Raw genomic sequence first — 26,102 nt, forward strand, 5'->3', positions numbered from 1 at the left:
CCGCCACTGTCGTCCAGGCAGGGGGGATCATGGCCAAGGTGACGCTGGAGGATGTGGCGCGGGCGGCAGGCGCGTCGGTCGCCACCGTGGACCGGGTCGTGAACCGCCGGGGCGGCGTCTCGGCCGCGAAAGAGATGGCGATCCTGCAGGCCGCGCGGAAGCTTGGGCTGGACCGGAACCTGACGATCAGGCCCACCCTGACAAAGCGCATCGCCGTCCTGATCCAGCCGCCCACGAACCCCTTCCACGATCAGCTTCGCGGGGGCATCGACCAGGCCCGTACGCTTCACCGCGATCTGAACATGCTGCTGCAGGTCGAGCATATCGACCCCGCCGATCCCGACCGGATCGCCGCCCGGATCACCCGCGCGGCATCCTGGGCCGACGGCATGATCCTGACCGTTCCCGCCGCCCCGCAGATCGTCATGGCGGTCGGGGCGCTGCCCGCGCGCATCCCTGTCGTGACCATGGCCGACGACCTGCCCGCCCGAAACCGCGCCGCATTTGTCGGTCCCGACGACCGCCAGGCCGGTCGCGTCGCAGGCGACCTGATGGGTCACCTGGCGGGCCCCGACAGGGGCGAGGCCCTGGTCCTGATCGGGCGCTTCGACATGCCGGGCCACGGCGCGCGCAGCGGCGGATTTGTCGACCTGCTGGCCGAACGCCACCCTCGCCTGCATGTGGCCGAAGTGCTGGAAACGCATGAGGACAAGGCAATTGCCGCCACCCTTGCCCTGCGCGCGGTGCGGGCCAATGCCGACCTGCGCGGCATCTATCTGTGCACCACGGGCTGCACGGAACTGGTGGCCGCGCTTGAGCCCGTGCGGCGGTCGCGGTCCATCGCCATCGTCACGCATGAACTGACGCCGCAGCGGCGGGACTTGCTGAAGGCGCGCAAGGTGCAGGCGATCATCGACCAGAAACCCATGCTCGAAGCGCGGCTGGCGGTGGAAACCATGGCCCGCCTGATCGGCCGGCTGGACGGTGACGCAGGATCCGTCGCAACCGAGATCCAGATCTTCATGCCCGAAAGCGTCTGAATCACTGGGTTGACGCCGGCACGGGTGACGTGAAACCATCAACGCCCTGACGTCTTCCATCACAATCGGAAAGGGGGCCGGATGCGCCGTCCGACCATCGCCGACCTTGCCCGGGAAGCTGGCGTCAGCCTTGCCACCGCAGACCGGGTGCTGAACGGCCGCATGAAGGTGCGCGAGGAAACCGCGCGGCGCGTGCAGGACGCCGCGCAGCGCATCGGCTATCACGGGGCGAATGCGATCCGCGCCCGGCTGATGGCGGAACTGCCCGAATTGCATGTCGGGTTGATCCTTCAGAAGGAACGCCATCCCTTCTACCAGGACTTCGCGCGGCTGTTTCAGGAACACGCGGCGCAGGTCTCCTCGCACCGGCTGCGGGTCACGGTGCGCTTTGCGCAATCGACGCTGCCCGGAGAGCTTGAGCAGATTCTGGCCTCGATGACCGGAAAGGTGGACATGGTGGCTGCCACCGGGCTGGACCACCACAAGGTCACGGCGGCCGTCAGCGACCTGCGACAGCGCGGCATTCCGACCTTTTCTCTGTTGTCCGATTTCGCCCAGGGCGTGCGCGAAAGCTATGTCGGGACGAACAATATCAAGGTGGGGAGGTCGGCAGGCTGGCTGATTTCCAAGATCGCCCGCAGGCCCGGCAAGGTAGCGGTCTTCATCGGCGGGCACCGCTTCCACGGGCATGAGTTGCGCGAAACCGGCTTTCGCAGCTATTTCCGGGAATACGCGCCAGATTTCGAATTGCTGAACCCGCAGGTCAACCTGGAAACGCGGCAACTGACCTATGAAGCGGTGACGGAGCTTCTGGAACGCCACAACGACCTTGTCGGCATCTATTGCGCCGGTGGCGGGATGGAAGGCGCCATTGCCGCGTTGCGCGAACTGCGCAAGCCCGGCGACGTGGCGCTGATCGTGAACGAACTGACCCCGGATTCGCGCGAGGCGCTGCAGGACCGCACCCTGTCGGTCGTCATCAGCACGCCCCTGCGGCAGGTCTGCGAGGAAACCGTGGCCCTGATGATCCACGCCCGCGAACACGGCCTGACCGACAATCCCGGCCAGCGTTTCCTGCCCTTCCAGATCTGGACGCCGGAAAGCCTGTGACCCTTATGAGGTGAAGCCATCATGGCGCACGTCATTTTCCATCATGAATGATGGTTTTATGCGTCATGCCGTGATTGACCGAAGGGCACCCCCTCGGTGATCTTCCCCTTGCGACGACACGGAGGAGAATCGTCGCTGCCTGCCAAAGATCCGGACTGCCGCAACCCTGCATCCGCAGGGGTGGCCCCGTGTAGCCCAATGACTGACGCGGCAAGAACAAGGTGCCACGCGCACCACCAGTGGAGGGAAAGAACAATGAAGCGACTGCTGACGGCGACCGCGATTTCTGCGGTGATGGCAACGGCTGCCCAGGCCGAGAATATCGGGGTGTCCATGGCGCTCTTTGACGACAACTTCCTGACCGTCCTTCGCAACGGGATGCAGGAACACACGGCCAGCCTGGACGGCGTGACACTGCAGATCGAGGACGCCCAGAACGATGTCGGCAAGCAGCTGAACCAGATCCAGAACTTCGTGGCCTCGGGCGTGGACGCGATCATCGTGAACCCGGTCGATACCGACGCCACCGTGGCCATGTCGCAGGCGGCCGCCGATGCCGGCATCCCGCTGGTCTATGTGAACCGCGAGCCGGTGAACGTGGACGACCTGCCGGAAAAGCAGGCCTTTGTCGCGTCCGACGAAAAGGAATCCGGCACGCTGCAGACCCAGGAAATCTGCCGCCTGCTGAAGGAAGCCGGCAAGACCGAAGCCAGGGCCGTGGTCCTGATGGGCGAATTGTCGAACCAGGCGGCGCGGATGCGCACCCAGGACATCAAGGACGTGATCGCCACGCCCGACTGCGGCTTCATCCAGATTGTCGAGGAGCAGACGGCCAACTGGTCGCGCACCCAGGCCGCCGACCTGATGACCAACTGGATCACCTCGGGGCTGGAATTCGACGCGGTGATCTCGAACAACGACGAAATGGCGATCGGCGCGATCCAGGCGCTGAAATCCGCGGGCAGGTCGATGGACGACATCATCGTGGGCGGGATCGACGCCACCCAGGACGCGCTTGCCGCGATGGAGGCGGGCGATCTGGACGTGACCGTCTTCCAGAACGCCGCGGGCCAGGGCCAGGGCGCCGTCGATGCAGCCCTCAGCCTGGCGCGGGGCGAGGAAGTGGAAACCAAGGTCTATGTCCCCTTCGAACTGGTGACGCCCGAAAACCTGGCGGACTACCAGGCCCGGAACTGACAGCGCAGCGCCGGGGCACGGGGTCCCGGCGCATCCCAGGATCACGGAGGGACGACCATGGTCAGCCCAAGGACCGCTGCCGCGATCGACCGCGTGCAGGCTGCCATAGATCGCGACGGCGTCTTGTCGATCAGCGGCATCCGCAAGGAGTTTCCGGGCGTTCTGGCCCTTGACGACGTGCAGTTGCGCATCCGCCCCGGCACCGTCCACGCCCTGATGGGGGAAAACGGCGCGGGCAAGTCCACGCTGATGAAGATCATCGCCGGTGTCTATCAGCCCGACGCGGGCGAGATCCGGCTGCGCGGCCAGGTGGTGGCCCTGAAATCGCCGCTGGACGCCCTGGACCAGGGGATCTCGATGATCCACCAGGAACTGGCGCTGATGAACTGGATGACGGTGGCGGAAAACATCTGGATCCGCCGCGAACCCAAGAACCGTCTCGGCCTGATCGATCATGCCGAAATGGCCCGGATGACGGCCGACCTGTTCGCGCGGCTGAACATCAGGCTGGACCCCCGCGCCCAGGTGTCCGAACTGACGGTCGCGCAAAAGCAGATGGTCGAGATCGCCAAGGCCGTCAGCCACAATTCCGACGTTCTCATCATGGACGAGCCGACATCGGCGCTGACCGAACGAGAGGTCGACCACCTGTTCGCCATCATCCGCGATCTGCGTCAGCGCGGCATCGGCATCGTCTACATCACCCACAAGATGAACGAGCTGTTCGAGATCGCCGACGAATTCACCGTCTTCCGCGACGGCAAGTATGTGGGCACCCACAATGCCAAGAATGTCACCCGCGACGACATCATCCGCATGATGGTGGGCCGCGAGATCACCAACATGTTCCCCAAGGTCGACTGCCCCATCGGCGACACGATCCTCGAGGTGCGGAACCTGACCCTGCCCGGCGTCTTCCACGACGTGTCCTTCACCTTGCGCCGGGGCGAGATCCTGGGACTGGCCGGGTTGGTGGGTTCCAAGCGGTCGAACGTGGCCGAGGCGCTGTTTGGGGTCACGCCTGCCGAGTCCGGCGAAATCCTGATCGACGGGACGCCGGTCCAGATCAAGTCCCCCGCCCAGGCAATGGCGCATGGCATGGCCTTCCTGACCGAGGATCGCAAGGAGACCGGCTGCTTCCTGACGCTGGACTGCCTGGAGAACATCCAGTCCGCGCTGATCACCCGCAGCCATGTGAAAAACGGCTTCGTCCGCCAGGCCGAGGTGAACAAGCTGGCCGAGGACATGGCCCGCACCCTGCGCGTCAAGACCCCGAACCTTCAGGAAACCGTGGAAAACCTGTCGGGCGGCAATCAGCAAAAGCTGCTGATCGCCCGCTGGCTTCTGACGAAACCCCGCATCCTGATCCTGGACGAACCGACCCGCGGCATCGACGTGGGCGCGAAATCCGAAATCCACCGCCTGATCACCGAACTGGCCGCGCAGGGCGTGGCGGTGCTGATGATATCGTCCGAACTGCCCGAGGTGCTGGGCATGTCCGACCGCATCATGGTCATGCACGAAGGCCATGTGTCCGGCTTCCTGGACCGCGCGGAAGCGGATCAGGTCAAGATCATGTCGCTTGCGGCGAAGTAAGGGAACCATTCGCATGAGCAGCCAAGACATCACCGCCCGCACCGCCCCGCGCACGCAGCGCAAATGGCCCGCCGAGGTCAACATCCTGCTGGTCCTGATCGGCATCGCCCTGGTCTTCGAGATCCTGGGCTGGATCTTCCAGGGCCAGTCCTTCCTGTTTTCCTGGAACCGGCTGAAGATCATGATCCTGCAGGTCTCGGTCATCGGGATCATCGCCGTGGGGGTGACGCAGGTCATCATCTCGGGCGGGATCGACCTTTCGTCGGGTTCCGTGGTGGGGGCGGTGGCGATGGTCGCCATGTCATTCGCCCAGGTGTCCACCTATGCGCGCGCGGTCTATCCTGCGCTGACCGACCTGCCGATGATCGTGCCCCTGCTGATCGGGCTTGGCTTTGGCGCCATCGTCGGCCTGATCAACGGCTGGCTGATCGCCTATACCAAGATCCCGCCCTTCATCGCAACGCTTGGCACGATGGTCACGGTGCGCGGCTTTGCCAAGTGGTACACCAAGGGCCAGCCGATCAGCTTCCCGACCGAGGGCTTTGCCTGGATCGGCAGCGGCATGATGCCGGTGGTGATCTTCATCCTGGTCGCGGCGATCTTCCACGTGGCGATGAAATACACCCGCTATGGCAAGTTCACCTATGCCATCGGCGCCAATGCCCAGGCCGCGCGCGTGTCCGGCATCGACGTGGAACGCCACCTGGTCAAGGTCTATGTGATCGCCGCGATGCTGGCAGCACTTGCCGGGATGGTGGTCGCGGCCCGCGGGCAGACGGCGCAGGCCGGGATGGGCCTGGCCTATGAACTGGACGCCATCGCCATGGCCGTGATCGGCGGCGTGTCGTTGCAGGGCGGGCGCGGGTCGGTGCTGGGAACCGCCATCGGGATGGTCATCTTCGGTGTCATCATCTCGGGTTTCACCTTCCTGCGGCTGGACGCCTATTACCAGGAGATGATCAAGGGCGCGATCGTCGTGGCCGCCGTCGTGGCCGATGTCCACCGCCAGCGGAAGCGCCGGAAGACAAGCTGACACCGGCGCGGCCCCTGCTGCGGGGCCGCCCCCCAACCCTGTCCGACAAGGAAACCGCGATGACCAGATTGATTGCCACCACCGCCCTCTGCCTGTCCCTGGCAGCCCCCGCGCTTGCCGAAACCCGGATCGGCGTCACCATGACGTCCTTTGACAACCCCTTCCTGACGATCCTGCTGAACGGCATCCGGGCCGAGGCCGAACGGACCGAGGGCGTCACCCTGTCGGTGGAGGACGCGCAACTGGACGTGGCCAAACAACTGAACCAGGTGCAGAACTTCGTGGCCAACGGCGTCGATGCGATCATCGTGAATGCGGTCGACGGGGACTCGACATCGGCCATCACCGCCGCCGCGACCGGCGCCGGCATCCCGCTGATCTACGTGAACCACCCGCCCGCCGAACTGGAAACCGGGATGCCCCAGGGCACCGGCTATGTCGGATCGCAGGAAACCGACGCGGGCCGGCTGGAAGCCGCCGCCGTCTGCGAGGCCCTGAAGGGGCGCGAGGATCCCAAGGCCGTGATCCTGATGGGACCGCTGGAAAACCATGCTGCCCTGGTGCGCACGAAGATGGTCGAGGAAGCCTTTGCCAAGCCCGACTGCCAGGTGGAAATCGTCGAAAAGCAGGTCGCCAACTGGAACCGCGTCCAGGCGCAGGATCTGGTCACGTCCTGGATGACGGCGGGCCTGGAGTTCGACGCCATCGTCGCCAACAACGACGAGATGGCGATCGGCGCGGCGCAGGCCCTGGCTGCCACCACCGGCAAGGGCGACATCGTCATCGCCGGCATCGACGCCACCGCAGACGGGCTGGCGGCGATGGAGGCGGGGCAGATGGACGTGACCGTCTATCAGAACGCCACGGGCCAGGGCGAGCAGGCCGTCAAGGCCGCCGTCGCCGCCGCAGCGGGCGAAAAGATCGAACCCGAACACTGGATCCCGTTCGAGCCGGTGACCCCCCAGAACATGGCCGATTACCAGAAGTAAGCGGTGCCGCCGGGCAGGGGGCGCCTCCTCCCCGTGCCCTGCCCGGCTTTTTTCCAGACAATGCTACAGGACCGCAGTCATGCGCATCGCCATCGACCCCTTCATGCACCGTCACCTGCCGCTCGAGGCGATCCCGGCCAAGGTCAAGGAGCTTGGCTATGACTGGATCGAACTATCCCCGCGCGGCGATTTCCTGGAATGGTTCAAGGCGCCGCGCGTCTTCCCCGACCGCGTCAAGTCCCTGAAACAGGCGCTGAAGGACGCGGATGTCGGCATCGCCAGCCTGCTGCCGATGTATCGCTGGGCCTCCAACGACGAAACCGAGCGTCAGGCCGCTGTCCGCCACTGGAAGCGCGCGATCGAGATCGCGGTGGAACTGGGCGTGGACACGATGAACAGCGAATTCGGCCGCGGCCCCCATCCCGACAAGGGGTCCTGCTATTGCTGCCATACCGGGTCGATGATCGAGGCCTGCGAGGACGCCTGGTGGCGCAGCATGGAGGAACTGGTCCCGATCCTGGAACGTGAAGGGATCCAGTTGAACGTGGAACCCCATCCGGAAGACTGGTGCGAAACCATCCAGCCTGCCCTGGACATCATCCGCACCGTGAACTCGAAGAACGTGCGCTTCCTGTATTGCGCGCCCCATACCTTTTATTTCGGAGACGACACCGCGGCGATGCTGCGCGAGGCCGCCGACGTGCTGGCCCATGTCCATGTGGGCGACACCTTCAACCACAAGGCCAGTTCCGGCCTGCGCTATATCCTGAACCCGCCGGGCACGCAGGCGCGTGTCCACCAGCACCTCAACATCGGCCAGGGCGAGGTGCCATGGGACGACTTCTTCGGCACGCTGGCCGCCATCGGCTTTGACGGCATCATGACCGCCTGCGTCTTTGCCTGGGAAGACAAGGCCGACCAGTCGGGCCGCTTCATGCGCACCGAAATGCAGAAATACATCGACCAGTATTGGAAGTGAGACAGGACATGACCGTCAGAATTGGTGTCATCGGCACCGGAGCCATCGGCCGCGACCACGCCCGCCGCATCAACCAGGTGCTGTCGGGCGGCAGCATCACCGCCCTGTCCGACGTGAACCGCGCATCGGCCGAGGCCGTCCGCGCCGACATCGCGCCCGACGCCACCGTCTTCGACAATGGCCAGGACCTGATCGCCAGCCCCGATGTGGACGCGATCCTCGTCTGTTCCTGGGGCGCGACGCACGAGGAATATGTCCTGGCCGCCATCGCCGCGGGCAAGCCCTGCTTCTGCGAAAAGCCGCTGGCGACGACCGCCGAGGGCGCCAAGCGCATCGTCGATGCCGAGGTGGCGCATGGGACGCGCCTGGTCCAGGTGGGCTTCATGCGTCGCTATGACGAAGGATATGTCGCCCTGAAGAAGGTCGTGGACGGTCAGATCGGTGCGCCGATCATGGTCCATGCCGCGCACCGCAACCCGACCGTGCCGGAAGCCTATACCACCCCCATGGCGATCCACGACACGCTGATCCACGAGATCGACGTGTTCCGCTGGCTTCTGGACGACGACTATGTGTCCGCCCGCGTGACCTTTCCCCGGTCCTGCGCCCGCACCCATGCCAAGCTGCGCGACCCGCAGATCGTGACGCTGGTGACGGCCAAGGGCACGGTCATCGACACGGAGATCTTCGTGAACTGCCATTACGGCTACGACATCCAGTGCGAGGTCGTGGGCGAGGACGGCGTGGCCCGGCTGCCCGAACCCATGTCCATCCAGACGCGCCTGAACGCGACCTTGCAGAACCCGATCCTGACCGACTGGAAGGACCGCTTCGTGGCGTCCTACGACGTGGAATTGCAGGACTTCCTGAAGGCCGCGGCGCAAGGCACGGCATCGGGCCCGACCTCATGGGACGGCTACATGGCCGCCGTCACCTCGGACGCCTGCGTGGCCGCGCAAGAGGCCGAGGGCGATGCCATAGCCATCACCTATCCCGACCGTCCCGCCCTTTACGCCCAAGGCTGACCCATGCGCTTTGCCCTGAACCACATCGCGGCGCCGAACCTGTCGCTGCCGGACTTCTTCGCTGCTGCCCGCGACCTTGGCGTGACCGAGGTCGAGATCCGCAACGACCTGCCCGATGTCCTGTCCCAATGGCGCCCCGAGCAGGTGAAGGCCGAGGCCGAAAAGGCCGGCGTCACCATCGTCTCGATCAACGCGCTTTACCCCTTCAACACCTGGGCGGGCAACCTGCCCGCGCGGGCCGAGGACATGGCCGACTATGCCGCCGCCTGCGGCGCCAAGGCCTTGGTCATGTGCCCGCTGAACGATGGCACGCCGGTCGCCTTTGACAGCCTGGTGGGTGCGCTGACGGCGATGAAGACGATCCTGGACACGCGCGGACTGACCGGGCTGGTGGAACCGCTGGGCTTCCCGATCTCGTCCCTGCGCACCAAGGCCGAGGCGATCCGGGCCATCCAGGCCGCCGGGGGCGAGGGCACCTTCCGTCTTCTGCACGACACCTTCCACCACCACCTGGCGGGTGAGACCGAGTTCTTCCCGGACTGGACCGGCCTTGTCCATATCTCGGGCGTGATCGATCCCGACGTGGCGGTGGCCGACATGCTGGACGCGCACCGGGTGCTGGTCGATGGTCAGGACCGGCTGGAAAACCTGCATCAGATCCGGGCGCTGCTGGACGCGGGCTATGACGGGCCCTTCAGCTTCGAACCCTTCGCCCCCGAAGTGCATGGGGCCGCCGATCCCAAGGGCGCGGTGAAGACCAGCATGGCCTTCGTTTCCGCGCAGCTTTGACGTCAAGACAAGGACCGATCCCATGACCAAATCCCTTGACCTGATCACCATCGGCCGCGCGGGCGTCGATCTGTATGGCGCGCAGGTTGGCGGGCGGCTCGAGGACATGGGGTCGTTCCGCAAGTATATCGGCGGCAGCCCCACCAACATCGCCTGCGGCACGGCGCGGCTGGGGCTGCGGTCCGGTCTCATCACGCGCGTGGGCGACGAACATATGGGCCGCTTCATCCGCGAGCAGCTGGTGCGCGAAGGGGTGGACGTGCGTGGCGTCAAGACCGATCCCGACCGGCTGACCGCCCTGGTGATCCTGGGGATCCGCGACCAGGACCAGTTTCCGCTGATCTTCTATCGCAGCGACTGCGCCGACATGGCGCTGTGCGAGGACGACATCGACGAGGCCCTGATCACGGACGCCCGCGCGGTGCTGGCGACGGGCACGCATCTGTCCCATCCGCGCACCGAAGCCGCCGTCGTCAAGGCGCTGCGGCTGGCCCGCAAGCATGGCGCCCGGACGGCGCTCGACATCGACTATCGCCCGAACCTCTGGGGATTGGCGGGCCACGACGCGGGCGAAAGCCGCTTCGTGGAAAGCGCGGCGGTGACGGCCCGGCTTCAAGCCACGCTGCCCCTGTTCGACCTGATCGTGGGCACCGAGGAAGAGTTTCATATCGCCGGCGGCACCACCGACACGGTGGCGGCGCTGCGGGCGGTGCGCGGCGTCACCGACGCCACGCTGGTCTGCAAGCGCGGGGCTGCGGGCGCGGTGGCCTTTACCGGCGCCATCCCCGACAGCCTGGATCAGGGCGAAGCCGGTCCGGGCTTCCCGATTGAGGTCTTCAACGTGCTGGGCGCGGGCGACGGCTTCTTTTCCGGCCTGATGAAGGGCTGGCTGGATGGCGAGCCTTGGCCCAAAGCCCTCGAATACGCCAATGCCTGCGGCGCGCTTGCCGTCAGCCGACACGGCTGCACGCCCGCCTATCCCTCGCTCGAGGAGTTGGAGTTCTTTCTGCGGCGCGGCGTGATCCGGCCCGATCTGAGGAACGATGCCGAACTGGAACAGGTTCATTGGGCCACCAACCGCCAGCGCCGCACGGGCGGGGACTGGTCCACGATGCGGGTCTTTGCCTTCGACCACCGGATGCAGTTGGAACAGATGCCAGGCTACACGCCGCAGAAGGGCGGTGCCTTCAAGGAACTGTGCCTGCAGGCCGCGTTGCAGGTTCAGGGCGGCAAGCCCGGATATGGAATCCTCTGCGACAACCGCATCGGGCGCAATGCGCTGCACGCGGCCTCGGGCACCGGCCTCTGGATCGGGCGGCCCGCCGAATGGCCAGGATCGCGGCCTTTGGAACTGGAACCGGAACTGGGCGCCGACTGCGGCGGACTGGAGGCTTGGGCGCGCGAGAACGTGGTCAAGGTGCTGTGCTTCTGCCACCCCGACGACGACGAAGCCACGCGGGCCGGGCAGGAGGAAACCGTCAGGCGCCTGTTCCAGGCCGCCCGCCGCAACGACCTTGAATTCCTGCTGGAGATCATTCCGTCCAAGGTCGGCCCTGTGGACAATGAGACGACGGCAACCCTGATCCGGCAGTTCTATGCGGCGGGCGTCTATCCCGACTGGTGGAAGCTGGAGCCGATGACGTCGGCCGTGGCCTGGCGCAAGGCCATCGCCGCGATCGAGGAGAACGACCCCCATACCCGCGGCATCGTGGTGCTGGGCCTGGACGCGCCCGAGGCTGGACTGGCCGACAGCTTTGCCGTCGCGGCCGCCTTTCCGCTGGTCAAGGGTTTCGCGGTCGGGCGCACCATCTTCGGCGCGGTGGCGCGGGCCTGGCTGGACGGCGACCTGACCGACGGCGAGGCGGTCGAGGAAATGGCGCGGCGATACGGTCGGCTTTGCGGCATCTGGGACAAGGCGCGGGCAGGCGCGAACGGGAAATGAGGGACCACATGAACACGATCCGGTTGACGGCGTCGCAGGCGATGATGCGATGGCTGTCCGTGCAGATGACGGAAGACGGCGAACGCTTCATCGAGGGCTGCTGGGCGATCTTCGGCCATGGCAACGTCGCGGGCATCGGCGAGGCGCTGCAGGGCATCGGCGATGCCTTCCCGACCTGGCGCGGCCAGAACGAACAGACCATGGCCCACGCGGCCATTGCCTATGCCAAGGCCAAGAAGCGCCGCCGCGCCCATGCGGTGACCAGTTCCATCGGGCCGGGGGCCACCAACATGGTCACGGCCGCCGCGCTTGCCCATGTGAACCGCCTGCCGGTCCTGCTGATCGCGGGCGATGTCTTCGCCAGCCGCCGCCCCGACCCGGTGCTGCAGCAGGTCGAGGATTTCGATGACGGCACCGTATCGGCCAATGATTGCTTCCGTCCGGTGGTCCGCTATTTCGACCGCCTCCAGCGGCCCGAGCAGTTGCTGACCGCCCTGCCCCGCGCGCTGCGGGTGATGACCGACCCGGCCAACTGCGGCCCGGTTTGCCTGGCCTTCTGCCAGGACACCCAGGCGGAAGGCTATGACTGGCCCGAGGCCTTCTTCGAACCCCGCGTCTGGCGCATCCGCCGCCCGGAACCCGACAGGCAGGAACTGTCCGAGGTGGCGGGCCTGATCCGCGCCGCGAAACGCCCCGCCATCGTCGCGGGCGGGGGCGTGATCTATTCCGGGGCCGAAGCGGCGCTGTCGGATTTTGCCGCCCGCCACGGCATCCCTGTGGCGGAAACGCAGGCGGGCAAGTCGGCACTGGCGCAGGCGGATCCGATGAACTTCGGCGCGGCGGGCGTGGACGGATCGGCCGCGGCCAATGCGGTGCTGCGGGACGCGGATTTGGTGGTCGGGGTTGGCACCCGCTTGCAAGACTTCACCACCGGGTCGCGGACGATGTTCGCGCCGGATGCGAAGCTGGTGTCGATCAACGTCCACGGCTACGACGCCGCCAAGCATGGCGCGGTGCCGCTGGTGGCCGACGCACACGTGGCTTTGGAAAGGCTGACGGCGGCCCTGGGCGATCATCGCGCGGCGTTCGACGGCAGCGCGCGCGCCGACTGGCTGGCCGCCGTCGATGCCCATTGCGCAGCCCCCGTCCCCGGCAATGACCTGCCCAACGACGCGCAGGTGATCGGCGCGGTCCAGCGCGGCGCGCCCGATGCCATCGCCATGTGCGCGGCAGGTACCATGCCCGGCGCACTGAAGCTGTTGTGGCAGCCCGCGCAGGGCGGATACCACATGGAATACGGCTATTCCTGCATGGGCTACGAGATCGCGGGCGCGATGGGCATCAAGCTGGCCTGCCCGGACCGCGAGGTGATCTGCTTCGTGGGCGACGGCAGCTACATGATGGCGAATTCTGAACTGGCGACGGCCGTGATGCGGCGCGTGCCCTTTACGGTCGTCTTGACCGACAACCGGGGCTATGGCTGCATCAACCGCCTCCAGCAGGTCTGCGGCGGGGTGCCGTTCAACAACCTTTACGAAGATTGCAACGTCGCCGACCAGCCGCGCATCGACTATGTCGCGCACGCGGCCAGCATGGGGGCCCATGCCGTCAAGGCCAACGGCATTGCCGACCTCGAGGCGCAGATCGCCGCTGCACGCGGCAGGCCCATCCCCACGGTGATCGTCATCGACACCACCGCCAAGGACGGTCCCGGCTTCGGCGATGCGGGCCATTGGTGGGACGTGGCCGTCCCCGAGGTGGGCGCAACAAAGACGCTGCGCGATGCCTATCAGACCTATCTGGACAACGCCGCCCGCGCGCGGCTGGTGAACTGAGGAAAGAACCATGATCCGCTATGGCACCAACCCCATCGCCTGGGCCAATGACGACGACCAGACCATCGGCGCCCATATCCCGACCGAGCAGATCCTGAACGAGGCAGGCCGCATCATCGGCTTTGACGGGATCGAGAACGGCCATCGCTGGCCCGACGATCCGCAGGCGCTGAAGGATCTGCTGGGGCAATACGGGCTGGCCTTCATCTCGGGCTGGTATTCCACGGAACTGCTGACCCGCAGTGTCGCGGACGAGATCGCGGCCGTCCAGCCGCACCTGGCCAAGCTGAAGGCCAATGGCTGCACCGTCTGCATCGTCTGCGAATGCTCGAACACCGTGCATGGCAATTCCGATGTGCCGGTGAACGACCGCCCGCGCCTGACCGCCGGGGAGATGGCAACCTTTGGGGCCAAGGTCGAGGAATTCGCGGCCTATCTGGCATCCCAGGGGATCACCTTGGCCTATCACCACCACATGGGCACCGTCGTGGAGTCGCCCGAGGAGATCGACGCCTTCATGGCCGCAACCGGGCCTGCCACGCATCTGCTGTTCGACGCGGGCCACTGCACCTTCGGCGGCGGCGACCCCGAGGCCGTGCTGCGCAGGCATGCCGCGCGCGTGGCCCATTTCCACGCCAAGAACATCCGCCGGGACGTGACCCAGCGGGTGCGGACGGAAAACCTGTCCTTCATCGAGGGCGTCCTGGCAGGGGCCTTCACCGTGCCCGGCGATCCCGAAGGCGCGATCGACTTCGTGCCGCTGCTGCGCATCCTGGCGGATGCGGGCTATGACGGCTGGCTGGTGATCGAGGCCGAGCAGGACCCCGAAAAGCGCAACCCGCTGGAATACCAGTCGCTGGGGCTGAAGTCGCTGAAGGTTGCGGCGGCCAAGGCCGGGCTGGATCGCGCGGCGGCGGCCTGACCTGCGTGCTGCGACAGCCGGGGGCCAGCCCCCGGACCCCCGGGATATTTGAGCCAATGTGAAAGAGGCTGCCATGCCTGACCTTCTTTGCAGACCCTTCGGCACCCATGGAAAGGTGCACCAGATCACGCCCCAGGCGGCGGGCTGGCGGTATGTGGGCTTTTCCCTTTATCGGTTGCGCGCGGGGGAAACGGCAGCCGAGGCGACCGGAGACCAGGAAGCGATCCTTGTGATGGTCGAAGGGCGCGCGCGCATCGAGGCCGCAGGACAGGACTGGGGCGAGTTGGGCGACCGGATGGATGTCTTCGAGAAGACGCCGCCGCATTGCCTTTATGTCCCGAATGGCCAGGACTGGCGGGCCGAGGCCACCACCGACTGCACCATCGCCGTCTGCACCGCGCCGGGACGGGGCGGGCATCCCGCGCGCCGCATCGGGCCAGACGGCATCACCCTGACCCAGCGCGGCAAGGGGTCGAACACCCGCTGGATCAACAACATCGCGATGGAGGCCGAGGACTGGTGCGACAGCCTTCTGGTGACCGAGGTCTTCACGCCGGCCGGAAACTGGTCATCCTATCCCAGCCATCGCCATGACGAGGATGATTTCCCCCGCATCACCTATCTTGAGGAAACCTATTACCACCGCCTGAACCCGCGCGAGGGCTGGGGCATCCAGCGCGTCTATACCGACGACGGGTCGCTGGACGAGGTGATGGCCGTGCGCGACGGCGACGTGGTGCTGGTCCCTCGCGGCCACCACCCCTGCGGTGCCCCCCACGGGTTCGAGATGTATTACCTCAATGTCATGGCCGGGCCGCGCCGGGCCTGGCGATTTGTCGCAGCGCCCGAGGTGGAAGGCGTGATCGCGCGCGACAAGGGCTGAGAGCCCCCGCAGGGGATTGCGGCGCGCTCGGGCTGGGGCTGGGGCTGGGGCTGGGGCTGGGGCTGATAAAGTTTGGTCGAACAACTTTCCGGGGAACAACCCGGCGGTGGGACAGTTTGTGGACCGGGTGCCTGCTTGATGCCGGCGCGTGCCTTGCAGCCCGCTTGACGGGCGTTCCAGTCCACGACCACCCGAGGTTTCCAATGTTCTACACCGACAACAAGCTGCAATATCCCGTTCGTGTCGATTCCCCCGATCCGCTGTTCGCGCGTGCGCTGCAACAGGCCATCGGAGGCGTCGAAGGCGAGATCCGCGTGGCCATGCAGTACTTCTTCCAGGCCTGCGGCGCGCGGGGCAACCCCAAGTTCCGCGACCTTCTGATGAACACCGCGGCCGAGGAGCTGGGCCATATCGAGATGCTGGCAACGGCGGTCGCTATGAACCTGGAAGGCGCGCCCTTGTCGATGAAAGAGGAAATGGCCGCCACCGACCGCGCTGTCGGGGCCATCATGGGGGGCATGAACCTCAAGAACCTGCTGTCCTCGGGCCTGTCGGCCATGCCGATCGACAGCGACGGCGTGCCCTTCGACATGTCCCACATCTATGCCAGCGGCAACATCGCCGCCGACATGACCGCCAATGTCGCCGCCGAGGCGACCGGCCGGACCCTGGCCGTGCGGCTTTACAACATGACCGACGACACGGGCATGAAGGACATGCTGCAATACCTGATCGCCCGCGACACCATGCACCAAAACCAGTGGCTGGCCGCGCTTGAGGAGCTGGGCGGCATGACCGGCGCCTTCCCGATCCCCAACAGCCACCCGCAGGCCGAGGAAAAGACCGAGTTCAGCTATGCCTATCTGGGCTTCCAGGCCGATGGCAGCGCACCGGCCCCGGGCCGCTGGGGCGAAGGCCCCTCGATCGACGGCAAGGGCACCTTCGCGACCGGCAAGCTGCAGCCTTCGGACCAGAAGCCCGACCTGGGCATGGCCCGGCCGGGCAGCGGCGCACAGGCCGAGCAGATCGGATGATCGGCAGGCCCGCCGGACCCATCCGGCGGGCCTTTTCCGGCGCGAGGAACGGCGTTGATGGCACGGTCTTCCTGGATGCGATGGTCATGCCTTCTGGGTTTTGCCCTGGGCGGGTTCTTCGACGGCATCCTGCTGCACCAGATCCTGCAATGGCACCATCTTCTAAGCCTTGTGCCGGGGATGGAGGATCTGCGCCTGCAGATCCTGTGGGACGGCTGGTTCCATGCGCTGATGTATGGTCTGGCCGCCCTGGCCCTGTGGGGTTTGTGGCGCAGCAAGGCCGGGGCGGCGGGCACGAACCCGACACTGGGCGCCCTGCTTCTGGGCTTCGGGGCTTGGCATGTCCTGGACGGGATCCTGTCGCATTGGCTTCTGGGCCTGCACCGGATCAAGCTGGACAGCGCGGTTCCCCTGGCCTGGGACCTGGGATGGTTCGCGGGCCTTGGCATCCTGCCGATCCTGATGGGCTTGTGGCTTGGCCGCAGGCCCGGGCGCGGAGGGCCGCGGCCTGCGGTCACCGTGGCGCTGCTTGCGGCTTTGGGACTGGGCGCTGGCTTCTGGGCGGCGCAGCCGCCGGCGGAACAGCCTTTCAGCACCATCGTCTTCGCATCGGCGTCGATCCCGAACACGCCCTGGCCAAGGCAGGCTTCGCGCAGGCGGAACTGATCTGGTCCGACCCCCTGGCGCAGGTCACCGTTGCCCGGCTTGGCGAAGGCAATCCCTGGCGCCTTTACCTCGCGGGGGCGCTGATGGTCAGCGGCACCGGAATGCCCGCCGGATGTTTCAACTGGGCGCGCGCCTAGCCGCCGCCCCGGACAGGAGAACAGAATGACCCTTGCCATCATCACCGGCGGCTCGACCGGGATCGGCCTTGAACTGGCACGCATCGCCCGGGCCGAGGGCCACCAGGCCATCATCGTCGCGGACGAACCTGCAGTCCATACCGCCGCCGTCGAACTAGGCGCCGAGGCGGTCGAGGCGGACCTTGCGACGCCCGAGGGGATCGCTGCGGTCCTGGCGCAACTGGGCGGGCGTGACGTGGATCTGCTGATGCTGAATGCGGGCACCGGGATGGGACACGCCTTCCTGGACCAGGATCCGGCCGGGATCGACCATGTGGTGATGACCAACGTCCTGGGCGTGCTGCGCCTGGCTCATCCGATCGGGCGCAGGATGCGAGACCGCGGCGAAGGCCATATTCTTGTCACCGGGTCCATCGCCGGCTTCATGCCGGGAACCTTCCAGGTGATCTACAATGCCTCGAAGGCCTTCCTGAACAACTTCGCCCTGGGCTGGAACGAGGAACTGAAGGACAGCGGCGTCACGGTGACCTGCCTGATGCCCGGCATCACCGACACCGCCTTCTTCGAACGCGCGGGCCTGACGGATACGCCGCTTGGGCAGATGAAGAACAAGGACGACCCGGCGATGGTCGCCCGCGCAGGCTACGACGCGATGATCGCGGGGCGGGCACAAATGACGCCGGGCCTCAAGAACAAGGCTCAGGCCGCGATGGCCGAGATCCTTCCTGCGGGCCTGGTCGCCAAGGCCCATCGGCAGATGGCCAAGCCGGAAGACGAATAAACCCCATGCCGCCTGGCCGGCGACCGGCCCGGCGGATCATCCAGGCCCGGCCTTGCCCGGCCACCCCACTGAAGGAGAACCCAATGCAGCGCAGAACCCTTTTCGCCGCCGGTGCCGTCGCCGCCGTCCTGCCGGTCGCCCGGATGTCCTTTGCCCAGGACGCCCCCGATGCGGACATGCAGGCCATCCTGCTGGGCGGAAACTTCTCTCTGCTCAGCAGCCGCCTCGCCGCGGAAAAGGCCACCGACCCAGCGGTCCAGGCCTTCGCCGCGCTTGAAGCGTCCGAGCAGGAGGCCGTGGCCCGTGCCTTTGGCGCAGCCCCGTCCGACCAGGTGACGCCCGAACATGCGACCATGCTGCAGCAGATGAACGCCATGGAGGCGGGCGCCGAGTTCGACCGGCAGTATCTGGCGGCCCAGATGCAGGGCCACGAGGAGTTGCGCGCCCTGCACTCGGCCTATGCCGAGAACGGGTCCAACCCGATGGCGCGGGGTGCGTCGATTGTCGGCGTCCCGGCGATCGATTCGCACATGTCCATGCTGCGCGCGATCAGCAACAGGCTGGGCTGACATGACCGAGGCCTGGCTTTGCCTTGCCGGCGGGAATGCGCTTGGCGCATTCCATGTCGGCGCCTGGCAGGCGATCGAACAATCCGGCCTGCGCGTCACGCGCATGTCGGGCGCCTCGATCGGCGCCGTGGTCACGGCCGTGATCGCGGGCAATCCGCCGGAACGGCGCGTCGCTGCCCTGGCCCAGTTCATTTCCCATGTCCAGCAGCAACACCCTGTCGCCGGCCGGCGCGCCGCCGTCGCGGGGTTGCTGATGCGGGGCCATCCCTCGCTGTTCGTGCCGTCCTGGCCGGGTTTCTGGGAAATCCTGCCCGGGATGCCCGCGGACAAGTCGCAGTTCAAGCGCGGCCCGATGCGGCGGCTGCTTGAGCGGTCGATCGATTTCGATCTGCTCAACGACGGCGATATCGAGGTGACGGTGACCGCGCTTGATTATGAAACAGGCGAGATCCTGGATTTCCGCAACCGCGACATGCGCCTGACGGTGGATCACATCATGGCCAGCACCGCGCTGCCGATCCTGTTCCGGCCCGTCCACCTGGACGGACATGTGCTGATGGACCCGGGGATCTGCGAGAACCTGCCCCTTCGGCCCCTGCTGGACCGGCCGGGCAATGCCGCGATCATCGCGCTTGACCTGTTCGTGCAGCAAGGCAAGCTTTCTGAAACCATGGACGGCATCGGCACCCGGGCCCAGGAACTGTTCTTCGCCGGACAATCGGCCCGTATCATTGCGAATGCCGACCTGCAGGGACGCAATTTCCGCCACATCGTCCTGACCGATCCCGAGGACGAATTCATCGGCAAGGCCTTCGATTTCAGCCGGTCCAACCTGGAACGCCGGGTGCAGCTGGGCAAGCTGCTGACCAGTCAGTCGCTGGCCGATCTGAACGTCATGATCCCGGCCCCCAGTGATAATCCCCCCTTGGAAGGAGCGTCGGATGATCCCGCCTCGTCTTCACGCCCGTCTTGACGCGGCATCGGCCGCGGCCCTTCTGCTGCTGCCCTCGGCGCTGCAATGGCCGGCCCGGCTTGTCCGCCCCCTGGCGCTTGCGGGGCTGGGGGTGGCGGCCTATTCGCTGGCCACCCGCTATCGCGAAGATGCGGACGGCGCCATCGACCTGGGCCAGCACCGGATGCTGGACGCGGCGCAGGGCGCGGCCTGCCTTGCTGCGGGATTGGCCGAAAAGGCATCCGGCCCCCGCGCCTTTTTAACGGGCTATGGCACCTTTTCCCTGGCCGCGGCTTTTCTGACCCAGCCCGAGGGACCGCGCGGCGTCACCCTGCCGCCCGATGCCGTGGCCGAGGACCTGGGCCCCGATCTTGTCCGCCTGCGCTGCGGCATCGTCAACGTGGCCTTTATCGGCCCGGTGAACGCGGGGGACCGGGGCTGGTTCCTGGTCGATGCCGGTATCGGGGGATCGGGCGCCGCGATCCGGGCTGCGGCCGAAAGCCGCTTCGGCACCGCGCGGCCCAAGGCCATCCTGCTGACCCACGGCCATTTCGACCATGTCGGCGCGCTGGAGGAACTGGCGCGCGAATGGGACGCACCGATCCTGGCGCACCGCCATGAACGCCCCTTCCTGGATGGTACCCGGTCATATCCGCCCCCCGCCCCAGAGGTCGGCGGCGGCAGCATGGCGGAATTGTCGCCGCTGTTCCCGCGCAGCCCCCTCAATGTCACCGATCGGTTGCAGGACCTTCCGGGGAATGGCGAGATCCCGGGGCTTCCCGGCTGGCGGTGGATCCATACGCCAGGCCATTCGCCGGGCCATGTCTCGTTCTGGCACGAAGCCTCGGGCAGCCTGATCGCCGGCGATGCGATCAGCACGACCCAGCAGGAGTCGTTGTCCAGCGCGGCCTTGCAGACCCCGCATCTGCAGGGCCCGCCTGCCTATTTCACCATCGACTGGGAAGCGTCGGGCCGGTCCGTCCGCAGGCTTGCGGCGCTGCGGCCCCAGGTGATGATCCCGGGGCACGGTCATGCCGTGGCGGGACCGGTCTTCCTGGCCGCCCTTGACCGACTGGCGCAGGATTTTGCCGCGCGGGGCGTGCCGCGGCACAGCCGCTATGCCCCCCGCCATGTCCACCTGCCGGACGACGGCTGACATGGCAACGGCGCTTCCCGCTCTGCCGGGGGTCGATCATTCGCTGCAATTCCTGCGACAGGGCTATGACTTCGTGGGCCAGGGCTGCAGGACGGTCGGCGCCGACCGCTTTCGCGCCCGGGTGATGCTGCGCCCGGTGATCTGCGCCCAAGGGGCGGATGCGGCGCGGCTGATCTATGACCCCGACCTGTTCACCCGCAAGGGCGCGATGCCGCCCCATGTGCTGCGCCTTCTGCAGGACAAGAACAGCGTGCAGATGCTGGACGGCCCGCCCCACCGGCATCGCAAGGGGCTGTTCACCAGCCTGCTGATGACGGACGAGGCCGAACAATCCCTGCTGGACCTGCTGGACCGGGAATGGGGCCGCGCCCTGCAGGACTGGACGGGGCAGGACCGGATCGTGCTGTTCGACCAGGTGAACCTGATCCTGACCCGCGCCATCCTCGGCTGGACCGGCGTTACCTTGGACGATCCCGACCGGATGGCGGGCGATCTTTCCGCGATGATCGAGAACACCGGCCGCCTCGGCCCGCGCATGTGGCAGGCCTTGGCGCGGCGGCGGCGCGTGGAAGCCCGCATCCGCCGCGTCATCCGCGCAGCCCGCGCCGACGCCGCCCATGAAGATAGCCCGCTGCACCGCATCGCCCGGTTCCGCGACGCCGACGGAAAGCCCCTGACGCTGGACCAGGCCGTGGTCGAGCTGATCAACATTCTGCGCCCGACGGTGGCCATCGGCCGCTATGTCGCCTTTGCGGCGCTTGCGCTGCACCGCCATCCGTCCCTGGCGCCGGCGTTGCGGCAAGGCCAGCTTGGTTATGAAGCCTTTGCCGAGGAAGTGCGCCGTCATTCGCCCTTCTTCCCGGTGATCGGCGGCATTGCCCGGCGCGGCTTCGACTGGAACGGGGTCGCGGTCGCGAAGGGGGACTGGATGCTGGTGGACCTGTTCGGCACCTGCCACGATCCCCGGCTGTTCCCGGCGCCACAGGACTTCGACCCGCAGCGGCCGCTGTCCTGGCGCGACTTCGGCAGCGACTTCGTGCCGCAGGGCGCGGGCAGCCCGCATGACGGGCATCGCTGTCCCGGCGAACGGCTGACGGTCGCCGTGATCCGCCATGCGGCCCGGATGCTGGTCGAGAGGATGGATTATTCCGTCCCGCCCCAGGATCTGACCGTGTCGCTGTCCCATGTCCCTGCCCTTCCCGCCAGCGGCATGGTTCTGGCGGCGGTCCGCCCGCGGGCGACGCGTCCCGGCCCATAGGAAACCGATTCCTGCCCGGCCTCGTTCGGTGGGCATGTGGGAATGGATCACCAGCAACGCCGCCGTGATGCAGGCGATCATCGCCCTGGTGACCGCCGGCGTCTGGATCACCTATCTGCATGTCTTCGTCGAAAGCCTGCGCCGCCAGCGGCGGAGCGAGATCCTGATCACCATGGGCGGCGGGCGCGGGCTTGGCAGCCGCGTCCTTGTCAGCAACCTGGGGCTCGAGCCGATCTACATCCTGGATGTCATGCTGACCCTTTGTTCTGATGGGGGCGAAAGGATCGTCTCGGTGGCTGACCGCACGGAGCTTGATCCTTCGCGCGACGACGACGGTCCCGGCCGGGCAACGCTGCAGGGCCCGTTGAAAAGCGGCGATTACGTGGAAACCGGCACCGTCGACACCCTTCTGGACCGCGCGGCACGCACCCTGGGCAAGGGGCGCGATGATGGGGAACTGTCGCGCATAGAGATCACCATCGCCGCCGTAACCGCCGCGGCCTCGGGGATCGTGGCGGCGCGCCGCGTCTTCGATGTCCGGCATCGGGACGGGGGGACAGTACTGCAGCCGCGCACGATCTATGCCGAACAGATCCGCGACCGACGCGGCCGCAGGCGGATCGAGGACCAGCTTCTGAAGATGCTGTAGGCGCCCATCCGCCGCGGCCTGCCGCAGGGCCGCAGCGGCCTGCTGGTGGAGATGTGGGGGAACCGTGATGGCGCCTGCCCGTTGTCCCTGCAGCCGGGCACTTCCCGGAACCCATTGATAAGAAGAACATCAGGAGACTGCCGATGACCAAGCTGCTTGCTTCCACCGCCCTTGTCGCCATGCTTGCCGCGCCTGCCGCGATCGCCCAGACTGCCACCACCGCACCGGCCACGACCGAGGCGCCGATGACCGACGCCACCACCACCGCGCCTGCGGATGCGACCACCACCACGACGATGCCGGCGGACGGCACAACGGCCGCCATGCCGGCAGGCGGCGCCATGGCGGACGAAGGCTTTGGCTATACCGCAATGGCGGGTGACATGTCGGCCGAAACCTTCATGGGTAAGCGCCTTTATGCGTCCGAGGCCGAGGTTGATGTGAACGCTGCCTATACCGAGGTGGACCAGGACTGGGACGACATCGGCGAGATCAGCGACCTGGTGATCGGCCAGGACGGCATGGTCAAGGCCGTGCTGACCGATATCGGCGGCTTCCTGGGCTTGGGCGAACGCACCGTGGCCGTGTCGATGGACGACCTGCAGGTGATCCGCGACGGCGATTCCGAGGACGAATACTTCATCGTCTTCACCGCGAACCGCGCCGCACTTGAAAATGCGCCCGAGTTCGAATGGATGGACGAATAAGCAAGACCCTTCGCGGGCTTTTGCAGGGGGCGCGCCGCTGGCGCGCCCTTTCGCATGGCGTCAACCGCCCAGGGCGATCCCTTCGCGGCGGGGATCGGCCCCGCCCGTCAGGCCGTCCGGCCCGATGACGATGCCTTGAAGGCCCGAAGTCAGTTCCGTCTCGTTCAGCTCGAACCCGATGGCCGCCAGACCCTCGGCCAGGGCCGCGGGCAGGCCGGGCTCGACATCCATGGGGCCGAAGCGGTTGACGATGTTGGGCGCGGCCACCGCCTGCTGGATGTCCATCCCCCAGTCCAGATGCGCCACGATGGCGCGGGCGACATAGCCGATGATGCGGCTGCCGCCGGGCGATCCGATCACCATGACCGGGCGGTCGTCCTTCAGAACGATGGTCGGCGCCATCGAGGACCGGGGCCGCTTGCCGGGCGCAAGGGCATTGGCGATGGGCCAGCCGTTCTCGTCATGGGTCTCGAAGCTGAAATCGGTCAGTTCGTTGTTCAGAAGAAAGCCGTTCGCCATGACGCGCGAGCCGAAGCCGTTCTCGATGGTGGTGGTCATGGACAGCGCGTTGCCCTGCCCGTCCACGATCGAGATATGCGTGGTCGAGGGAAGTTCCAGCGAACTGTCCTGCCCCCACAGCGCGGCATGAGACCAGCCAGGATTGCCCGGGGCCACTTCGGGCAGGCTGTCGTCGCCGGCCAGAAGCTTGGCCCGGTCCGCCAGATAGGCGGGGTCGATCAGCCCCTCGGTCGGCATGGGCACGTGGTCGCTGTCGGCCATGAAGCGGCCCCGGTCGGCAAAGGCCAGGCGCGATGCATCGCCGATCAGCCGCCAGCTCTCCGGGCTTTCGGCCCCCAACGCTGCCAGATCGTAGCCACCCAGCATCCCCAGGATCTGCCCCACCGTCAGCCCGCCGGACGAGGGCGGACCCATGCCGCAGACATCATGGGCGCGGTATTCCACGCAGACCGCAGGGCGTTCCACCACGCGATAGGCCGACAGATCCTGCATCGACAAAAGGCCCGGATTGTCGGCCCCGCGCACCGCCGCAACGATGCCTTCCGCGACCTTGCCGCCATAAAAGCCGTCCGCGCCCTCGGCTGCCAGCAGCCGCAGGGTTTCGGCGTAATCCGGGTTCCGCAGCGTCGCCCCTGCCGCGACCGGCTGGCCGCCGGGGAAGAAGTAATCGGTGGTGGCGGCATCGGCCTGCAACGCATCGACCTCTCCGGCGACAAGGCTGGCGAGGCGCGGCGAGACGGTGAAGCCGTACTCGGCCAGGCGGATCGCGTCGTCGAAAAGGCCCGGCCAGTTGGCCCGGCCCCAGCGGCGGTGCGCGGCTTCCAGCAACGCCGGCGTGCCGGGCGTGCCGACGGACAGCCCGCCCACGACGGCCTCCATGAACTCCAGCGGCTGGCCTTCCTCGTCAAGGAACAGCCTCGGCGTCGCGGCCATGGGCGCGGTTTCGCGGCCGTCCAGCGTGGTCAATTCGCCCGTTCCGGCGTCATACCAGACAAGGAAGGCCCCACCCCCCAGGCCCGAGCTTTGCGGCTCGACCAGGCCCAGGACGGTCTGGACCGCGACCATCGCGTCAGCCGCGCTGCCCCCGGCCTCCAGCACGCGCGCCCCGGCCTGGACGGCCAGGGGATGGGCCGCGCTGACCATCCAGTCCTGGCCTGCCACGGGCCGGCCTTCCGCCTTGGCGTCCAGGGCCGCGCGGGCCGCATCGGTCAGCGGGCCGAAGGCGTCGGCCCCCGCTGCGGGTTGCGACGCCGCTTCGGGCGCAATCGCATCGGTCGCCTGCTGGGCGGCAGCCCAACTGGCGCTGCACAAAAGCAACGCCGTCGCAAATGCCTGATGTTTCATCCGGTCCTCCCCTGCTGGTTGTGGCCAGTCTGCGCGCGGGGGGACCGGGGTGCAAGCCGCGATCCGGGCCGCCTAGTCGCCGCCCCCGGACCCCGGCGGCAGCAGGCTGCGGCTGATCGAGGCGTCCAATCCCTCGAAGCCGAAATAATCCAGCGTCTCGTAAAGCTCCGCCCGCGTCTGCATATGCCCCAGCATCGGGGCGGTCGTGTCGTGGTCGCGCAGCGCCGCGTAAAGGCGTTCCTGCGCTTGGTTGGCCACCCGCAGGGACGATACCGGCCAGATCACCATCTTGTAGCCCAGATCCTGCAACTCTGCCCCGGTCAGCTGCGGGGTCCGCCCGAACTCGGTCATGTTGGCCAGCAGCGGCACGCCGGGCAGGGCTTGGGCAAAGCGGCGCATCAGGTCGATGTCGGTCAGCGCCTCGGGGAAGATCGCGTCCGCCCCGGCTTCCAGATACAGGCGCGCCCGGGCGATGGCGGCGTCCAGCCCCTCGTTTGCCAGGGCGTCGGTGCGGGCGATCACCACAAGGTCGCGCCGGGCGCGGACGGCGGCTGCGACCTTGGCGGCCATGTCCTGCGGCAGCGCCAGCCGCTTGTCGGACAGGTGGCCGCATTTCTTGGGCAGGATCTGGTCTTCCAGATGGATCGCGGCCGCGCCCGCCTCCTCGAAGCGGCGGACGGTGACCATCGCGTTCAGCGCCTCGCCATAGCCGGTATCGGCATCGACCAGCACCGGCAGCCCCGAGGCGCCCGCGACCTGCCGGATGAAGAAGCACACGTCGTCGATGGTGATCAGCCCCAGGTCGGGCAGGCCCATCGACGCGCTCATCGCCGCGCCGGACAGATACAGCCCCTCGAAGCCTGCGGCGCGCGCCTGCAGCGCCGCCTGGCCGTTATGGGCGCCCGGCAGGCGGAAGATGCCGGGCCGGGACAGGCGGTCGCGGAACCGCCGGCCCGCAGGGATGGGATCGTGACGGACAAGCCAGGTCAT

24 protein-coding genes are annotated in these 26,102 nt (G+C 67.1%); 22 read left to right on the forward strand and 2 right to left on the reverse strand.

What is annotated here, in order from left to right; translation table 11 throughout:
- Positions 1–29 precede the first annotated feature (29 nt).
- The 22 genes from IE224_RS12860 (at position 30) to IE224_RS12965 (ending at position 23,249) form a co-directional block, all read left to right on the forward strand.
- The gene (locus tag IE224_RS12860; RefSeq protein ID WP_191310911.1) at positions 30–1,040 is read left to right on the forward strand and encodes a LacI family DNA-binding transcriptional regulator; all 1,011 of its coding nucleotides are present in this window, start codon (positions 30–32) and stop codon (positions 1,038–1,040) included.
- Positions 1,041–1,121: 81 nt separating this feature from the next.
- Entirely contained in the window at positions 1,122–2,150 is a 1,029-nt protein-coding gene (locus IE224_RS12865) for a LacI family DNA-binding transcriptional regulator (RefSeq protein WP_167620983.1), read from the forward strand.
- Between the two features lie 255 nt (positions 2,151–2,405).
- Entirely contained in the window at positions 2,406–3,347 is a 942-nt protein-coding gene (locus IE224_RS12870) for a sugar ABC transporter substrate-binding protein (RefSeq protein ID WP_191310913.1), read from the forward strand.
- A 57-nt stretch (positions 3,348–3,404) separates the two neighbouring features.
- On the forward strand, positions 3,405–4,943 hold the full coding sequence (locus tag IE224_RS12875) for a sugar ABC transporter ATP-binding protein (protein ID WP_191310915.1): 1,539 nt from the start codon (positions 3,405–3,407) through the stop codon (positions 4,941–4,943).
- Between the two features lie 13 nt (positions 4,944–4,956).
- Positions 4,957–5,976, forward strand: a complete 1,020-nt coding sequence (locus IE224_RS12880; protein WP_167620980.1) for an ABC transporter permease — start codon at positions 4,957–4,959, stop codon at positions 5,974–5,976.
- Positions 5,977–6,035: 59 nt separating this feature from the next.
- Positions 6,036–6,965, forward strand: coding sequence for a substrate-binding domain-containing protein (locus tag IE224_RS12885; RefSeq protein ID WP_191310917.1), 930 nt, complete (start codon positions 6,036–6,038; stop codon positions 6,963–6,965).
- 79 nt (positions 6,966–7,044) lie between these two features.
- The gene (locus IE224_RS12890) at positions 7,045–7,944 is read left to right on the forward strand and encodes a sugar phosphate isomerase/epimerase family protein (protein ID WP_191310919.1); all 900 of its coding nucleotides are present in this window, start codon (positions 7,045–7,047) and stop codon (positions 7,942–7,944) included.
- 8 nt (positions 7,945–7,952) lie between these two features.
- Complete coding sequence (locus IE224_RS12895; protein WP_191310921.1) at positions 7,953–8,969, forward strand: Gfo/Idh/MocA family protein; 1,017 nt, start codon at positions 7,953–7,955, stop codon at positions 8,967–8,969.
- 3 nt (positions 8,970–8,972) lie between these two features.
- Positions 8,973–9,758 carry a TIM barrel protein gene (locus IE224_RS12900; RefSeq protein ID WP_191310923.1) on the forward strand — a complete coding sequence of 262 codons (786 nt, stop codon included), beginning with the start codon at positions 8,973–8,975 and terminating at the stop codon, positions 9,756–9,758.
- 22 nt (positions 9,759–9,780) lie between these two features.
- Positions 9,781–11,700 (forward strand): bifunctional 5-dehydro-2-deoxygluconokinase/5-dehydro-2-deoxyphosphogluconate aldolase, encoded by a 1,920-nt coding sequence (locus IE224_RS12905; RefSeq protein ID WP_191310925.1) that lies wholly within the window; start codon positions 9,781–9,783, stop codon positions 11,698–11,700.
- 8 nt (positions 11,701–11,708) lie between these two features.
- Complete coding sequence (iolD, locus tag IE224_RS12910; protein ID WP_191310927.1) at positions 11,709–13,535, forward strand: 3D-(3,5/4)-trihydroxycyclohexane-1,2-dione acylhydrolase (decyclizing); 1,827 nt, start codon at positions 11,709–11,711, stop codon at positions 13,533–13,535.
- Between the two features lie 10 nt (positions 13,536–13,545).
- Positions 13,546–14,457, forward strand: coding sequence for a myo-inosose-2 dehydratase (gene iolE / locus IE224_RS12915; protein ID WP_191310930.1), 912 nt, complete (start codon positions 13,546–13,548; stop codon positions 14,455–14,457).
- Positions 14,458–14,530: 73 nt separating this feature from the next.
- On the forward strand, positions 14,531–15,340 hold the full coding sequence (iolB, locus tag IE224_RS12920) for a 5-deoxy-glucuronate isomerase (RefSeq protein ID WP_191310932.1): 810 nt from the start codon (positions 14,531–14,533) through the stop codon (positions 15,338–15,340).
- A gap of 203 nt (positions 15,341–15,543) precedes the next feature.
- Positions 15,544–16,374, forward strand: a complete 831-nt coding sequence (locus IE224_RS12925; protein ID WP_167620971.1) for a manganese catalase family protein — start codon at positions 15,544–15,546, stop codon at positions 16,372–16,374.
- A 57-nt stretch (positions 16,375–16,431) separates the two neighbouring features.
- Entirely contained in the window at positions 16,432–17,040 is a 609-nt protein-coding gene (locus tag IE224_RS12930; protein ID WP_202380183.1) for a DUF2243 domain-containing protein, read from the forward strand.
- A 162-nt stretch (positions 17,041–17,202) separates the two neighbouring features.
- Positions 17,203–17,958 (forward strand): SDR family NAD(P)-dependent oxidoreductase, encoded by a 756-nt coding sequence (locus tag IE224_RS12935; RefSeq protein ID WP_167620969.1) that lies wholly within the window; start codon positions 17,203–17,205, stop codon positions 17,956–17,958.
- An 83-nt stretch (positions 17,959–18,041) separates the two neighbouring features.
- On the forward strand, positions 18,042–18,527 hold the full coding sequence (locus tag IE224_RS12940) for a DUF4142 domain-containing protein (RefSeq protein ID WP_167620968.1): 486 nt from the start codon (positions 18,042–18,044) through the stop codon (positions 18,525–18,527).
- A gap of 1 nt (position 18,528) precedes the next feature.
- A complete protein-coding gene (locus tag IE224_RS12945; RefSeq protein WP_191310934.1) occupies positions 18,529–19,500 on the forward strand; it encodes a patatin-like phospholipase family protein in 972 nt (323 codons plus the stop codon).
- Positions 19,469–20,635, forward strand: coding sequence for an MBL fold metallo-hydrolase (locus IE224_RS12950; RefSeq protein ID WP_191310936.1), 1,167 nt, complete (start codon positions 19,469–19,471; stop codon positions 20,633–20,635). The genes IE224_RS12945 and IE224_RS12950 overlap by 32 nt, the downstream gene beginning before the upstream one ends.
- Before the next feature lies 1 nt (position 20,636).
- The gene (locus IE224_RS12955) at positions 20,637–21,893 is read left to right on the forward strand and encodes a cytochrome P450 (protein ID WP_191310938.1); all 1,257 of its coding nucleotides are present in this window, start codon (positions 20,637–20,639) and stop codon (positions 21,891–21,893) included.
- 34 nt (positions 21,894–21,927) lie between these two features.
- Complete coding sequence (locus IE224_RS12960) at positions 21,928–22,542, forward strand: hypothetical protein (protein WP_191310940.1); 615 nt, start codon at positions 21,928–21,930, stop codon at positions 22,540–22,542.
- Between the two features lie 143 nt (positions 22,543–22,685).
- Positions 22,686–23,249 (forward strand): PRC-barrel domain-containing protein, encoded by a 564-nt coding sequence (locus IE224_RS12965; protein ID WP_191310942.1) that lies wholly within the window; start codon positions 22,686–22,688, stop codon positions 23,247–23,249.
- A 60-nt stretch (positions 23,250–23,309) separates the two neighbouring features.
- On the opposite strand, the gene ggt is transcribed toward IE224_RS12965, so the two are convergent.
- Positions 23,310–25,112 carry a gamma-glutamyltransferase gene (ggt, locus tag IE224_RS12970; RefSeq protein WP_191310944.1) on the reverse strand — a complete coding sequence of 601 codons (1,803 nt, stop codon included), beginning with the start codon at positions 25,110–25,112 and terminating at the stop codon, positions 23,310–23,312.
- Between the two features lie 72 nt (positions 25,113–25,184).
- Entirely contained in the window at positions 25,185–26,102 is a 918-nt protein-coding gene (prpB, locus tag IE224_RS12975) for a methylisocitrate lyase (protein WP_191310947.1), read from the reverse strand.

This window comes from Paracoccus aerius (assembly GCF_014656455.1).
Lineage (GTDB): Bacteria > Pseudomonadota > Alphaproteobacteria > Rhodobacterales > Rhodobacteraceae > Paracoccus > Paracoccus aerius.